The organism is Kitasatospora sp. NPDC005748 (assembly GCF_040630735.1).
GTDB lineage: Bacteria > Actinomycetota > Actinomycetes > Streptomycetales > Streptomycetaceae > Kitasatospora.
Genome location: NZ_JBEXYD010000108.1, coordinates 1 through 13,630 on the forward strand (window position 1 = coordinate 1; position 13,630 = coordinate 13,630).

At 69.7% G+C, this 13,630-nt stretch carries 18 protein-coding genes and 1 pseudogene; 3 read left to right on the forward strand and 16 right to left on the reverse strand.

The window, feature by feature from the left end; genetic code table 11:
* Positions 1-79 precede the first annotated feature (79 nt).
* Positions 80-1,486 (reverse strand): MFS transporter, encoded by a 1,407-nt coding sequence (locus tag ABZ495_RS35805; RefSeq protein ID WP_359840119.1) that lies wholly within the window; start codon positions 1,484-1,486, stop codon positions 80-82.
* Positions 1,487-1,714: 228 nt separating this feature from the next.
* On the opposite strand from ABZ495_RS35805, the gene ABZ495_RS35810 reads away from it, so the two are divergent.
* Entirely contained in the window at positions 1,715-2,638 is a 924-nt protein-coding gene (locus tag ABZ495_RS35810) for a helix-turn-helix transcriptional regulator (protein ID WP_359840121.1), read from the forward strand.
* An 85-nt stretch (positions 2,639-2,723) separates the two neighbouring features.
* Here ABZ495_RS35810 and ABZ495_RS35815 read toward each other — a convergent pair whose 3' ends face one another.
* The 5 genes from ABZ495_RS35815 to ABZ495_RS35835 form a co-directional block, all read right to left on the reverse strand.
* Positions 2,724-3,416, reverse strand: a complete 693-nt coding sequence (locus tag ABZ495_RS35815; RefSeq protein ID WP_359840123.1) for a hypothetical protein — start codon at positions 3,414-3,416, stop codon at positions 2,724-2,726.
* Positions 3,417-3,452: 36 nt separating this feature from the next.
* The gene (locus ABZ495_RS35820) at positions 3,453-3,692 is read right to left on the reverse strand and encodes a hypothetical protein (RefSeq protein ID WP_359840125.1); all 240 of its coding nucleotides are present in this window, start codon (positions 3,690-3,692) and stop codon (positions 3,453-3,455) included.
* A 240-nt stretch (positions 3,693-3,932) separates the two neighbouring features.
* Positions 3,933-4,220: a hypothetical protein gene (locus ABZ495_RS35825; RefSeq protein WP_359812389.1), complete on the reverse strand. Its 288-nt coding sequence runs from the start codon at positions 4,218-4,220 to the stop codon at positions 3,933-3,935.
* Entirely contained in the window at positions 4,217-4,456 is a 240-nt protein-coding gene (locus ABZ495_RS35830) for a hypothetical protein (protein ID WP_359840127.1), read from the reverse strand. The genes ABZ495_RS35825 and ABZ495_RS35830 overlap by 4 nt, the downstream gene beginning before the upstream one ends.
* Before the next feature lie 37 nt (positions 4,457-4,493).
* Positions 4,494-4,868: an ATP-binding protein gene (locus tag ABZ495_RS35835; protein WP_359834087.1), complete on the reverse strand. Its 375-nt coding sequence runs from the start codon at positions 4,866-4,868 to the stop codon at positions 4,494-4,496.
* A 306-nt stretch (positions 4,869-5,174) separates the two neighbouring features.
* Between ABZ495_RS35835 and ABZ495_RS35840 the strand changes: the two genes are divergently transcribed.
* Both ABZ495_RS35840 and ABZ495_RS35845 read left to right on the forward strand, forming a co-directional pair.
* Positions 5,175-6,035, forward strand: a complete 861-nt coding sequence (locus ABZ495_RS35840) for a helix-turn-helix transcriptional regulator (protein WP_359840129.1) — start codon at positions 5,175-5,177, stop codon at positions 6,033-6,035.
* A 2-nt stretch (positions 6,036-6,037) separates the two neighbouring features.
* Positions 6,038-6,232 carry a DUF397 domain-containing protein gene (locus tag ABZ495_RS35845; RefSeq protein WP_359840131.1) on the forward strand — a complete coding sequence of 65 codons (195 nt, stop codon included), beginning with the start codon at positions 6,038-6,040 and terminating at the stop codon, positions 6,230-6,232.
* 119 nt (positions 6,233-6,351) lie between these two features.
* Here ABZ495_RS35845 and ABZ495_RS35850 read toward each other — a convergent pair.
* The 10 genes and pseudogenes from ABZ495_RS35850 to ABZ495_RS35895 form a co-directional block, all read right to left on the reverse strand.
* A pseudogene (locus tag ABZ495_RS35850) lies at positions 6,352-6,648 on the reverse strand (DUF6879 family protein); the annotation flags it as partial.
* A 268-nt stretch (positions 6,649-6,916) separates the two neighbouring features.
* Positions 6,917-7,597, reverse strand: coding sequence for a class I SAM-dependent methyltransferase (locus ABZ495_RS35855; protein ID WP_359840133.1), 681 nt, complete (start codon positions 7,595-7,597; stop codon positions 6,917-6,919).
* A 156-nt stretch (positions 7,598-7,753) separates the two neighbouring features.
* The gene (locus ABZ495_RS35860) at positions 7,754-8,215 is read right to left on the reverse strand and encodes a hypothetical protein (RefSeq protein ID WP_359840135.1); all 462 of its coding nucleotides are present in this window, start codon (positions 8,213-8,215) and stop codon (positions 7,754-7,756) included.
* Positions 8,216-8,460: 245 nt separating this feature from the next.
* A complete protein-coding gene (gene tgmC / locus ABZ495_RS35865) occupies positions 8,461-9,603 on the reverse strand; it encodes an ATP-grasp peptide maturase system methyltransferase (RefSeq protein ID WP_359840136.1) in 1,143 nt (380 codons plus the stop codon).
* The gene (tgmB, locus tag ABZ495_RS35870) at positions 9,600-10,568 is read right to left on the reverse strand and encodes an ATP-grasp ribosomal peptide maturase (protein ID WP_359840138.1); all 969 of its coding nucleotides are present in this window, start codon (positions 10,566-10,568) and stop codon (positions 9,600-9,602) included. The genes tgmC and tgmB overlap by 4 nt, the downstream gene beginning before the upstream one ends.
* On the reverse strand, positions 10,565-10,828 hold the full coding sequence (tgmA, locus tag ABZ495_RS35875) for a putative ATP-grasp-modified RiPP (protein WP_359840143.1): 264 nt from the start codon (positions 10,826-10,828) through the stop codon (positions 10,565-10,567). The genes tgmB and tgmA overlap by 4 nt, the downstream gene beginning before the upstream one ends.
* Before the next feature lie 108 nt (positions 10,829-10,936).
* Complete coding sequence (locus tag ABZ495_RS35880) at positions 10,937-11,788, reverse strand: helix-turn-helix transcriptional regulator (protein WP_359840140.1); 852 nt, start codon at positions 11,786-11,788, stop codon at positions 10,937-10,939.
* On the reverse strand, positions 11,785-12,297 hold the full coding sequence (locus tag ABZ495_RS35885; protein ID WP_359808309.1) for a DUF6879 family protein: 513 nt from the start codon (positions 12,295-12,297) through the stop codon (positions 11,785-11,787). The genes ABZ495_RS35880 and ABZ495_RS35885 overlap by 4 nt, the downstream gene beginning before the upstream one ends.
* Positions 12,281-12,472, reverse strand: coding sequence for a hypothetical protein (locus ABZ495_RS35890; protein ID WP_359808308.1), 192 nt, complete (start codon positions 12,470-12,472; stop codon positions 12,281-12,283). Before ABZ495_RS35890 ends, ABZ495_RS35885 begins: the two co-directional genes overlap by 17 nt.
* 244 nt (positions 12,473-12,716) lie before the next feature.
* The coding region (locus ABZ495_RS35895; RefSeq protein ID WP_359840142.1) for a hypothetical protein at positions 12,717-13,630 on the reverse strand (914 nt) is incomplete at its 5' end.

The window sequence follows — 13,630 nt, forward strand, 5'->3', positions numbered from 1 at the left end:
CGGCCCGGGAGTGCGCTCCTCGCTGGCCGAGGGGAAGTCGGCCGGTCCGACTTCCCACTCCGCCGGTCGGGCGGGGCACTCATCCCCGCCGCAGGAAGAGCGCCGAGGCGAGGGCGGCGAGCAGCACCAGCGCGGTGTTCACGGCGATCGCCCAGGTGACCCCGGTCAGCACGGTGGTCCCCGCGGCGGCCGCGGTGGCGACCGCGCTCATCACCGGGGTGCCCAGGGTGATGCCGACCTGCTGGGTCATGGTGGCGACGCCGGTGGCCAGCCCCTGCTCCTCGTCCGGCAGGCCCGAGGTGGCCGTCACCATGAAGCCGACGATCGCCAGCATGTTGCCGACCCCGCCGACGAAGGTCGCCGCCAGCAGCAGGCCGAGCCAGGCCCGGTCGGCGCCGAGCAGGAGCAGCGCGGCGGTCGCGGCGGCCTGCACCAGGAATCCCGCGAGCAGCGCGCCCCGGCTGCCGAGCCGCCCGATCAGCCGCGGCGCGACCACACCGCCGAGCACGGTGCCGGCACCCAGGACCCCGAAGGCCAGGCCGGTGGCCAGCGCGGAGAAGCCCAGCACCCGCTGGAGGTAGAGGGTCAGCAGGAAGACCAGCGAGGTCTCGGTGGCGAAGGCCAGCAGGCCGGCCGCGTTGCCCCAGACCACCGTGCGCCGCCGCAGCACCCGGACCGGCACGAGGGGCGAGGCGGCGGTCCGCTCGACGAACCAGAACGCCACCAGCAACGCCGCGCCCAGTCCCAGCGAGCCGAGCGCGAGCGGGTCGCCCCAGCCGTGCTCACCGGCCGCCGTCAGTCCGTGGACCAGGGCGAGCAGACCGCCGGTGACGGTGACCGCCCCCGGGAAGTCCATCCGGACCTTCCCGGCCGGCCGGCTCTCCGCGATCAGCCGGGGCGCCACCAGCAGGACGGCCAGGGCCACCGGCATGTTGACGAAGAACGCCCAGCGCCAGCTCAGCAGGTCGGTGAGCAGCCCGCCGAGCACCGCGCCCGAGGTGAAGCCGGCCGACATCAGCGCGCCGTTCAGGCCCAGCGCCCGCTCGCGCAGCGGGCCCTCCGGGAAGGCGGTGGTGAGCAGCGCCAGCCCGGCCGGCGTGACGGCGGCGGTGGCCAGGCCCTGCGCCACCCGGGCGGCCAGCAGCAGCTCCGGGGTGGTGGCCAGCCCGCCGACCAGCGAGGAGACGCCGAGCACGGCGAGACCGATCAGGAACACCCGGCGCCGCCCGAAGAGGTCGGCGACCCGTCCGAACAGCAGGGTGAAGCCCGCCGCGCTCAGGGCGAAGGCGGTGGCGATCCACTGCAGGCTGCCGAGCCCGAAGCCGAGGCCCTGGCCGATCACCGGCAGGGCGACGTTCAGGATCGAGAAGTCCACCGCCAGCATGAACTGGGCGGCCAGCAGCACGACCAGGACGAGCCGCTGCCGGCCGGTCATTCCGGCTGGTGTGCGGGGGAGGGCTGGTGCTTCGGACAGGGTGGCGGTCATCGCTCCGCTGCCTTTCGACTCGACGGGGTGTTCCGGGTACGGCAGCAGCCTGCTGGGCCGCGCCGGGGGTACCCAGACCCCCGCGGAGGGTGGCACCGGCAGGGACAGGCTCGGCGCCGCCCGGCGGTGTTCACTGGAGGCATGACCGCACCCGAGACACCGTCAGCGCAGCAGCCCCGGTCGGCGGAGAGGCCGTCGCCGGCCCCTTCCTCGGCGGCGTCGGCCTCCTTGGTGTCGTCGGCGGGGGCGGAGAAGCCCAGCGAGCTGGGCGAGTTCCTGCGCACCCGCCGCGCCCGGCTGCGACCCGAGGACGTCGGGCTGACCACGTACGGCAGCCGGCGCCGGGTGCCCGGGCTGCGGCGCGAGGAGCTGTCCCAGCTGGCGGGCGTCAGCATCACCTACTACACGCGGCTGGAGCAGGGGCAGAGCCGCAACGTCTCCGACGAGGTGCTGGACGCCATCGCCCGGGCGCTGCGCCTCGACGGCGACGAGCACGCCCACCTGCGCAACCTGGCCCGCCCGGGCCGGCCGGCGAAGGGCCGCCCGGCCGAGCGCTTCGAGCGGGTCCGGCCGGCGGTGGGCCGGCTGATCGCGGCGATGGCCGACGTCCCGGCGGTGGTGGTCGGCCTGCGCAACGAGGTGCTGGCCTGGAACCCGCTCGGCCACGCACTGCTGGCCGGGCACCTGGACGCGGCGGCGCCGGACTCGCCGTCGGCGCGCCCCAACCTCTCCCGACTGCTCTTCCTCGACGCGCGGACCCGGGAGCTCTACCCGTGCTGGGAGACCGAGGCCCGGGCCCAGGTCGCCTTCCTGCGGCTGGCCGCCGGGCGGCACCAGGAGGACCGGCAGCTGGCCGAGGTGATCGGCGAGCTGTCGATGAAGAGCGCGGAGTTCGCGGCGCTCTGGTCGCGCCACCCGGTGCACGACTGCCTGTTCGGCACCAAGGAGTTCCACCACCCGGTGGTCGGGGACTTGGCGCTGGACTTCGAGGCGCTGCCGCTGCCGGAGGCGTCCGGGCACCGGATGCTGCTCTTCAGCGCGGTGCCCGGCTCGTCGTCGGAGGCGGGCCTGCGGTTGCTGGCGGCCAGCGCGGCGGCTTCGGGGTGGGCCCCGGGGTGGACGTCGGCGGGCCGGGAGCCGGTCGAGGACTGAGCCGGTCGTCACCCGGGAACGACGAGGGGCCCTGCCCCCGCACCGCCGTGCGGGGGCAGGGCCCCTGTGGTGGTCCGTGGGCCGGTCAGCGCTGGGGACGCAGCCGGCGCACGGCGAACAGGACGCCCGCGCCGAGCGCGACGAACGCGGCGGAGGCGGCGGCGAGGAAGCCGTTGGGGGTGCCGGCGCCGGTCTGGGCGAGCTCGGGGGTGCCCGCCGGGGCGGTGGTGGCGGGCGCGGTGGTGGCGGAGGCGGTCGGCGTGGCCTTGGGGGTGGCGGGGGTCTGGGCCGCGGTGGGGGTCTTGTCCTCGACGGGCGCGACGGGGGCGGCCGACTTCGGGGCGGCGGGCTTGGTGGTGGGCTTGGCCGTGGTCGTGGGCTTCGCGGCCGGCTTCGCGGTGGTCGCCGGCTTGGCCGGGGCGGCGGTGCGGAGCACCTTGTAGGTGTGGGTGCCGCCCCGCTCCAGGGGGTAGCCGTCGGCCTTGCCACCGAGGTAGACCTCGAAGCTCTTCAGGTCGGCGGCGGCGTTCGCCGAGACGGAGACGCGGAAGGCGAAGTGGGTCGCGTGGCCGTCGGTGAGCTGCTTGGTCTTGAGCGAGCTGGTGTCGGCGATGATCGTGGGGTCGCAGCCGTGGCGGAGGGTGAGCTTCTTCCAGCCGTGCTCCGTGGCGGCCTCCACGGTGAAGTCCTCCAGCCGGGTGGAGCCTTCCGGGTTGAAGATCGCGATGCCGGGGCCGACGTTCTCGTACGGGGCACCGGTGAAGTTGGTGACTCCCACGCCGATCTCGGCCTTGGCGCCGCCGGCGGTGATGCTCTAACCGTCGGGGGTCATGTGGAACCCGGCGGTGAGGTTGCCCCGGTGGGCGGAGGCGGGGGTGACCGGCTTGGTCTCGGCGGCGGCCGTGTTCCCCGAGCCACAGGCCCAGGAGGCCTCGGCGGTCATCAGCTGGACGGAGCCGGCGAGGACGACGGTGGCGGCGACGGCGGCGAGCCGGCGGCGGCCGGAGGTGGCGGTGATGTTCTTCGTGAAAGAGGGCATAACGGACTTGCGCATGACGTGTTTCCCCAGGGTCACGGTGCTGACGGTGTGTGAAGACGACCGGCCCCGCTGTCAGCGGTAGCGCCCCCCGGCCTTGCCGGTCTCGCTCTCCGTGCCTTCATCCGTATAGACGCGCATCTCCGCCAGCGGTTGCAGGTGGTTCAGAAGTTTTTCGAGACTCTTCCGACCAGGGCGTTCGCTTCTGTGGGACGGCGAGGCCCCGCCCTGATGCGCGGGGCCTCCGCGTCCGTCCGGTCAGTGCGGTTGGGCGTGGCGTGCGGGTTTCTTCGGTGGGGTGCGGTGGTGGGTTTCGGGGCCGTAGTGGCCGGCCTGGCGGGCGATCCAGGCGTATTCGTGGGTGCCGTCGGGGCGGGTGCGCAGTTCCCAGCGGCCGTGGGGGGTGATGGGCGGGGGCGGGGGCGGTTGGGGGTGGTGGTTGATTTTGAGGGTGGTGAGGACGCCGAGGGCGACGGTGGTGAGGGCGAGGGCGAGGAGGGTGAGGAGGGCCGCGCCGACGAGGAGGTTGGCGGTGCCGGTTCTCATCGGCGGATCCGCAGGGCGCGGTGGCCGAGGTGGGCGGCGAGGTCGTGGAGGAGGTCGTGGGCCTGGTGGTGGGTGAGGGGGAGGGCGAGCTGTTCGCCGGGGCCGGTGTGGAGGTCGAGGTCGACGGCGAGGCGGAGCTGGACGGTGGCGTCGGGGGCGTGTTCGACGGTGAGGTAGGCGACGGTGGTGCGTTCGGTGTGGATGGCGTCGGTGGTCATCGGGATCAGGACTCCCACGGGGGGTTCCTCTCGGTGTCGGGTCGGGGGGTGGTGGTCACGCGGCGGCGTCCAGTTCGAACCAGACGCGTTTGCCGTGCTTGCGGGGGTCGGTGCCGAAGCGGTGGGTGAGGGAGCGGACGAGGTGCAGGCCCCGGCCGGAGAGGGCGTAGGGGTCGGCGGGGGTGCGGGGTTCGGGGAGGTGGGGGTTGTCGTCGGCGACGGAGACGCGCAGGGTGTGGTCGCGCAGCAGGACGACGACGAGCGGGGCGGGGCTGCCGCCGTGGCGCCAGGCGTTGATGTAGAGCTCGCAGAGGGCGAGTTCGGCGTCGTGGATGAGGTCGTCGGGCCAGCCGGCGAGGTCGAGGGCCTCGCGCAGCTCCTCGCGGGCGGCGGACCAGTCGGGCGGTTCGGGCAGGGTGAAGGCACACATGAGGGACCTCCGAAGAGAGGCGGAGTGGAGTGGGTGTGGTGGAACCGGCGGATACGTCGCCGTGAGCCAGGCCGGAACGGGACTGGGAATGCCGCGTACGGCTGCTCTGCGGTGCGCGGGCAGCAGGCGCCTACTGCCCGGGGAACAGGCGTTACTGACGATCCATCGGATCGATGTGAGACGACCGTAGCGCACGAGAACCTAAATTTTGGTAGTTCGCGAGGAAGTTCCACCTCCCGTGTGATCGGTTGACTCGGCGCGCAGGTCACACGGCACACTGGTCTCACGAAACGCCGAGAGGACGTCATGCCCGGTCGCCCCAACCCGACTCTCCGCCAACGCCGTTTGGGTGCCGAGCTGCGACGGATGCGCGAACAGGCCGGCCTCGGCGGCAGCCAGCTCGCTCGCGTACTCGGCGTGAGTCCCACCCAGGTGACGCAGATGGAGAGCGGGAAGACCAGCGTCAACGTTGATCGGCTCCACACGATCATGGCAGCCTGTAACTACACCAATCAGTCGCTCATCGGCGCGCTCGCCGAAATCATTGCATCACGAGGGAAGGGTTGGTGGGAGGAGTATCGCGGCCTGATCCCCAATGCCTTCCTTGAATCCGCCGAACATGAAGACTTCGCTGCAGGGACCGTCAAGGTTTGGACGTCCGTATTCCTTCCAGGGCTCCTGCAGACCAGTGAGTATGCGCAAGGTATGTTCAGTCGGAAGATCCCTGGCCTCACGGCCCGTGAGATCGAGCTGCGCACTTCTTTTCGCAGAAAGCGGCGAGACACCTTTCTTCAGAGTCCTGGTAAGAAGCTGGAGGTGTACGTCCACGAGTCCAGCCTGCTCACGCGCTTCGGCGGCACCGATGTGCTGCGAGAGCAACTCTTTGGCGTGGTCGATGACTCTGTCAGGGCCAACGTGAGTGTCCGTGTGGTCCCCTTCGGCGTGCACACCCATCCAGGCCCGATCGAGAGCATCCTCTACAGCTTCGGAGCGGTCTCCGAACTCGATACAGTTGAAATGGAGTCCTCGCGAGGCCCCATCTTCTTCGATGCCCCAGATGAACTCGAATCATATCGCAGCACTTTTGACCGCATCGAGAGGGCGGCTCTCACTTGTGAAGAATCACGAGATCTGATCCAACGTACAGCGCGAAGCTTGAAGGGCTAAAGATGTCCCGGAATCAATGGCAGAAGTCTTCGTTCAGTAGCTCTAGTGACAACTGCGTAGAGGTGCGCACCGTCGACGGCATGGTCGAACTCCGTGAGTCCGACACCGGTGACATCATCGTCCGCACCACCCCGCCCAAGTTCGCCAAGTTCGTCCAGGGCATCAAGGCCGGCGAGTTCGACCACCTCACGACCTGACCCGACAGCGCCCGCTCGCTCCACCCGAGCGAGGGGGCGCCTCCAACCGATCCACCTCGTTCACACCTCCCAGCCCGGGGAAAGTCGGCGGGTTCGACTTCCCACTCCGACCCCCCGGCTCACAGGGGCAGGGTTTTGAGCATCCTGATCCGATCCCGATCAGCCGAGCTGATCGGGATCGGCCGCCACATGTGGTCGTCCGAGTATTCGAGGAACGGCACCGAGTTCGCGAGAGCCAGCCGCTTCAACTCCCGACACTCTTCGGCTCGTTCATCGACCAGTTCGCGGTTGATCTGCGTCCCGTCCGGGCAGATGTTGAGGTGGACGACCGAGGACTCGTCGAGCATCCACCAGTCCTGGTCCGGGATCCCGAAGTCCTGCTCGGTGGCGTCGAGGATGCGGACGTCCTCCCTGGCCGCGAATCTGGCCTCGCAGAATCCGGGACATGGCCGAGGCGGAGTAGCCGGCGTGCGCGCCTACTTCCGCAAGGGCCATCCGCTTCACCGCCCGGGCGGCGCGCAGGATGGCCGGTACGTCGACGACCGTCTCTGTGCGAGACACGATCCCTCCCCGGGGCCGACAGGAACTCAACGGTAGTGACGGTCAGGGGGCGCTCATAAGGGCGTGCACCGCGGGGTAAGGCCTCCTGTCCTTCCGACGGTTGTCCTGATTCATTGATCGCCTCTAGAGCCCAGCCGTGGCCTCTGCCGTCAGCAGCAGCGTCCCCAGGACGCTGCTCTCCCGGGCCGGAATCACCAGTGCGCTGATGTGGGTGAAGCCGTGGCGTTTGAGCAGATCGGTCCACTGTTCGGTTGTGTACTGCCAGCGCAGGACCGTCAGTTCGGCCTCGCGGCCCTCCAGCCACTTCCCTCCCATGACCTGGGCGCCGTATGTTCCGGCAGCCGGTTCACGATGGGAGAACGCGAAGGTGCCGCCTGGGGCCAGCCGCTTGGCGATCCGAGGGAGCAATTCCTCGGGATCGGTGAACCAGACCGCACCCCAGGTCGAGTAGATCGCGTCGAACGACCTCACCTCCTCGTCCAGGAACGCGCAGGCCTCGGCGTGGACGAACTCCAGCGCCGACAGATCGGTCCAGAACGCGCGGGCACGCTCGACCTGGAAGAGCGAGAAGTCCACGGCTACAACCTCGACCCCTTCTCTCGCGAGGAACGCCGCGTTCTCGCCCTCGGCGGGTCCGAGGTCGAGTGCTGTCCCCGGATTTCGCAGGATCTCCGCGCCGGGTCCGTGACCGGGGACACCGGTCCAGTCGAAATGGTTCGCCTCGGGACGGGCCTGAGCTCCGTCCCCGCGGTGGGGCCGGTACCTGTCCCAGTACTCCGGGGCGGTTCGGGGCGCGCTGGACATGGGTGCTCTCCGGGGCGACGAGGTGGGCGGTGCCGTGTCGAGTCCGGCGACAACCTACCGGCGCGTGCTCCCGGGAAAGAGGGGAAAGGAAGCAATTCAGTCGGATGGGGCCTGGAGGCGTGAATCGCCTCCGGGCCCCGGGTTCAGCCCTACAGGTCAGTGGCAGTTGGAGCCGGGGCTGCACGGGCCGCACCTGGCGTAGTCCGCCTCCCACAGCTTCCAGTCCACCTCGAACCCGTTGTCCGCGATGATCTGGGCCGTCCGTTCCACGGAGCCGTCGTACTTGAACGCGATCTCCGGGACGTGTTCCAGGAACCGGCCGCCGAAGTGCGCAGCACAGAACTCCCGGTAGTTCGTGGTGTCGAGGATGAAGACGTGGACGGCGATGTCCACGATCCGGCCGCAGCACATCTCCAGCCCCTGGCCCCACTTCTCCATCGCCGTGATGAGGTAGGAGACGGCCGCGCCGAACAGGCGGGTGGCCATCACCTCGTCGAAGGGGTGGTCGCGCATCAGTAGCGCGACCTCGCGGTCCCACACCTCGGGCTTGACGAAGTCCCGGGGGTTGCGCGGCTCGCGGACGACCAGATCGATTGACTCGATGGACGTGGTGGTCATTTGGTGCTCCTCTCGATGACGTCGAGTGGTGCGTAGGTGGCGATGCACCTGCACCAGTGACGCTAGCCACCCAGGAGGAGAGCTTCCAGGAATCCGGACGGGTGCGCACCGCAGGTGCGAGTGGCCGCACGCCAGGTGCGAGTTCAGCAGTGCGGGCGTGCGAGGCCTGGTGTTCGCGCCGCAGGTGTCGGCGACCCTGTCGGGCGCTGCCAAGCGAGGGGGCGCCACCATCCGATCCACCTCCTTCACACCGGCAGGTCCCAGCCCGGGCCGTCCTCTGTGCCGATCCACACCCGCTGCCCTGCGTCCGAAACGGTGATCCCGAATCCCTCCTGGTGCGGCTCGCCGGCCTCCTGCCAGGTCTCGACGGCTCGCTCCACCTGGTCCCAGAGCCGCAACGGTCCGCGCTGGATCACGGTCCAACGACCACTCGCATCAGCTCTCGTCCGGGCCAGCGAACCCGTGGCCACATCCACGAGAATCTGCTCTCCGCCCGCCCCCATCCGCTCCGCCGAGGGTGCTGCGAGCTGGGCCACCCAGCTCCCGGTCCACGTTCCGATGACGGCGGGGTCGATCCGGCTCGCGCGCTCCTCCCCGGGCAGCATCGCGAGGCCGGGTCGGGGCGGGCGGTCGTGCGGGCGGGCGATCATGAAGCTGGTGAACCCGGGCAGGAATCGGCCGGTCGCACTCCCCGCTCCGGTGACCGTGAGCAGCGCGAGCCCGGACGCGTAGCTCCACCCGGACAGGGTGACCAGGATCCGACCGCCCGGCTTCACCTGGTGCAGCCAGGGCATCGGGATGTACCGGATCGAACACGTGGCGATCAGTCGGTCGTACGTTCCGCCGTCAGGATCCCCTCGCAGCCCGTCGCCGCTGATCAGCCGGGGCGCGTAGCCGGCCCCGCGAAGCGCGAACGCAGCGGCTTCGGCCACCACGGGGTCGTACTCGACGCTCGTGAGGTTGGCATCGCCGAGCCGGTGGGCGCCCAGGGCCGTCGAGTATCCCGTCCCGGTGCCGATTTCCAGCACCCGGTGGCCCGGGGCGGCGTCGAGCTGCTGCCACATCCGCAGGACCAGCGACGGCAGGGTCGACGAGGAGGACGGGGAGCCGACGATCGGCTCCCCGCCCTCCTGACCCGGCCGTGTCGTGCCGTCGAGCTGCGTGATCAGCGTCCGATCGGCGTAGACACCCTCCAGCCACCCGGGATCGTTCGGGCGCACCGACCGGTAGGCGGTCGGTGCGCTGTTCGGCGTCGGCTCGAAGTACGGGCCGACGAAGTCCTCGCGTGCGACGGCCTCCGCCGCTCTGCACCACGCCGGATCGCTCAGCGTGCCTTCTGCCGTGAGTCGGCGGACCATTGCGGCTCGGAGCTCTGCGGACGGGCTCATGCGTCGGGGCCTCTCTGCAACTGGTCGGCGATGGCCTGGGCGATCGCATCGGTGGTCTCGGGTGGCTGCCACGCCCACTGCCCGTTGGGGTTGCACTCCAGGAAGTACCATTCACCGGCCGCTGTCACGGCGAAGTCGAACGCTCCGTACACCAGCCGGAGTTCACCGAGGTAGGACGTGACGGCGCGCGAGACCTCCTCGGACACGGCAACCGGAGCGCACGCCATGAGGTCCTGCCTCCGGCGCCAGTCGAGATCGGGGCTGTCGATCCGAACCGCGAAGGCCCGGTCGCCGACCGCGGTCAACCGCACGTCGAACGCCTTCGCCACCTTGGCCTGGAACAGGTGCGGGAAGACCTCCACCCCGGCGGTCAGCTCACCGGCACGCACGTCCCGAACCCACACCTGGCGCGGCCGGCCGGCCACCTCGTACGCGATGTTCCACAACGGCTTGTAGACCGCTCCGGTGACCTGGCCCGCCACGAACTCCTGGGCGGCACCCAGCTCGTTGGTGATCAGTGTGTCGGGTACCCGGAACCCGTTCCGCTGCGCTGCCGCGAGTTGCGCCGGCTTGTACTCGGCAGCCCGGTTGGCCCACGGGTGATTGACGTAGTGCGCACCGGGGAGCGAGGCCAGCACACCCCCGGTACCCCACAACGACTGGGTGGCCGCGAACCGTCGCTCCTGCCCGTCCAGTTGCGCGGGCCCCTCGTAGGGAGAGGCTCGGCGCATCCAGACCGACCGCACCCGGGTGAGGTCCAGCCTCCGGGTCGGCGTCCGTAAGGTTCCCCGCTGACCGGTCGTGCGGTACCGGGTGGTCAGCGAGGCGCCTTCGTGCAGATCGGTGCCGGGATCGAGCCGGACCACCGGGACGCCACGCCCGGCCAGCACTCGCAGCACCACATCCGCGGTCACATCACGGGAGTTGGTGAGGACCAGCACTGACGAGCGGTCGTCGCTCGTCACCCGGAGCTCTGGTCCTGGTCGAAGGACTCGGTGGAGTCGGCATCCGTCGCCCCGCCCGGCCCCGACCCGTCGCCGGGGCTCGTCATGGTGGGCGTCAGCCCGCTGGTACTGGTGCCGTGGCCCCCCAACTCGACGGTGCGACCGTGCTCGTCCACGAGCACGGCGATCTGCGTCTCAGGATCGATCACAGGCGTGAACGCCGGAACCGCGGCTCCCCGGGGGAACGGCTCCATCCTGCTCACTCCCCACGGCGACGACATCTGCCTCATCTGCCGGTCTCCTTGTCGTTGCGACCAGATTGTTCGGTCACCACGGTAGGGTCACCGTGCTTGCAGTAGCACGAGGATTCACGTCATTGCATAAACCGGCTATGCGGCACGGCGGAACTCATCCGACCATCGCCGGAGCATGGACCTGAGTGGGTCCCCCTCGATCGCCTTACCGCGAAAGAACTCGAACAGGGCGTGATAGTGCTGAATGTCCTTGGGGTCGCGTAGTACTAGCCGTCCGGTGAAGAGCTCGATGGTCACCAAGTTGGCGCCGTAGACCGTGAAGGTGTGGAACGGCGCATCCGCTACCTGGGCCGACAACGGAACGATGCCGATCGTGACATTGGGCAGACGGGAAAGAGAGGCGAGCCGATCGATCTGCGAGGCCAGGACCAGCGGCTCGCACAGCCGCCAGCGAACAGCAGACTCGGTCAACAGGAAGTCGAAACGTTTCCCCTGGTCGTACAGGACAGCCTGCCGTTCAATCTTGAGCGCAATGGCCTGGGAGACATCAGCGTCAGCTGGGGCAACCGGGGGACTCATCGCCGTCCGCATGTACTCGGGCGTCTGGAGGAGGGCGGTCGGCATCGCGGGCAAGAAGTAGCGGATGTGCGAGGCGCCGGCCTCAAGAGCAGCTAGCTCACGCTGTCGTAGATGCAGGCCACGCCGGACCGATGACCTGACGTCCTCGTACTCGGCGTTCGCCGCGCTGGCCAGCGTCAAGAGCTCCCGTGCCAGGTCTTCGTCGACACCGAGACCATTGAGTATCTGCTGTACGTCGACGACCGACGGCAGAGTCTTCCCGTTCTCGATTCGGGAGATCTTGCTCTGGCTCATGCCACACCGAACAGCCAGACGCTCCCCGGAAAGGCCGGAGGCGCGCCGGAGATCCTTGAGTGCTGCTGCAAGGTCTCGACGCTGCTCTCCGGCCCTACCGGGATCGTGGGTCAATCCGCGCTGTACTCCGTGAAGGGGACCGACAGCGAGACGGCGAGATCCCGCCAGTGCCGGAACTGGTCGATGTCAGGGCTTTCCAGAAGCTCTCGGCCGATCTGCGTGCCATCCGGGCCATACCTCATGTCGACGACCTTCGTGTCGTCGAACATCCAGAAGTCCTGATGAGGGAGACCAGGGTTCTCCGTGCTGGTGAGATCGAGGATCCTGATGTCTTCCCCGGCTTCGACGTTGTAGGCGTAGGCCGCGAATTCGTACCGCAGGTAGTCGGACAACGGCCGGGTGAGTACATGCACCCGAGCGATCCTGCGGCCCGTGGCACGGTAGTTCCGCACACGGGTGAGCCACCTGTCGTCGGCATCGAGATGCAACTCGCCGGTGGCCAGGAACTCCTGGAACTCCTCGGCCTCGCCCGGCATGGCATAGGAACTCCGGGTCTCCAGCCGAAACGCCTCCTGCTTGAACGAGTCGAAGAACGCCCGCCAGTCCTCACCGGTCAAGAGCATGGAACGCCTCCCGCAGAAGAGCCTCCGGGATCTCCACCACGGCCTCGCCCTCCGGGGTCGTCCGGTGCACCGTGAAGCCCTGCACGGCGATGGTCCCCCGATCGGTCGTGTAGACGGTCGGACAGTCGTCTTCGCGGCAGTCCGGGTCTCCGCCAGCGATCCTCGTGAGCTCCATGACCCTCTCCCCTACACACGCTGCGGACTCCTAGTCAGGACCATAAGGAGCCTCCGGTGAACCGGGCAAGGACCATTCACGTTCCTGCATAGACCCACCCGCACCGGTGACGATTTCGCGCCCCTGAGGCGCCTCGCTCACCCGAGCGAGGCGCCTCAGTCCGGAGAACAAGCCGACTCGGAGTGGGAAGTCGGTGGGTCCGACTTCCCACTCCGCGGGGGAGACGGCAGAGCGCGGGCCGTGATCAGCGCGCGTCCGGATTACCGTGCCGCCTTGTCGGGCCGGGGGTGAACTGACGCAGCAGGACCGTGGGTGATGCCATGACCGCGTACCAGGTGTTCGCGGTCTGGTCCGCGACCGGGGACCAGGCGGCGATCACGGGCAGCTCGCAGTGGTCGCCCGGCCCCAACGGGGGCAGCCTCCAGGAGATGTCATGGTCGCGGTCGACGTCCACACCCCACGTACCCGCCGAACGGTTGTGGACCTCGTCGATCAGGGCTGCCCACCGCCGGGGTGCCTCGCCCGCGTCGACTGCGCCGCAGATCGCCTCCTCGTCGTGACCGCCGACGGTGAGCCGGGTCGTCCCGTCCTCCACCGTGATCGCTGCCAGCGCTTGCCCGCCGTCCCACCCCGCTTCGGCACCCTCCGGAAGCCGCACGGGCAGTCCCGCCGAGAACCGCACCCGCCCGAGCGGCGCGAGAGCGTCGATCCGCCATACCCCTGCGTGGCAGCCGGTCAGCGGCCCCCAGGCCTCGGGGTCGAGGCCGGGGTCGTACGGAGCCAGTAGCAGCTCGACGCGAGCCTCGGGCCGGCTCCAGCGGGCGAGGATTCCGCCGCCCGGCAGCTCGAAACCCTCGTCGGGCAGCTCCGGGAGGTCGGTGCTCCCGAGGGTGGTGGCAAAGGTCAACGGGCCGAACGGCGTGTCGACAGCCGGCCGGTCGGCGGACCGCAGGCGGGTCCGCGGGAGGGCGGGGAGCAGCATCGACCCAGCGTACTGGCGGCCTGTCGGCAGTCGGCGGGGCGTGGTCCACTGCGGCGGAGTGGGAAGTCGGTCCGGCCGACTTCCCCCGTCCAGCACGTTCGGGGCCGAGACGCCGATGAAGACGTCGGCGCCCGCCACGGCCTCCTTGAGGCTGCCGGTGCGACCCGAGCGGTTGG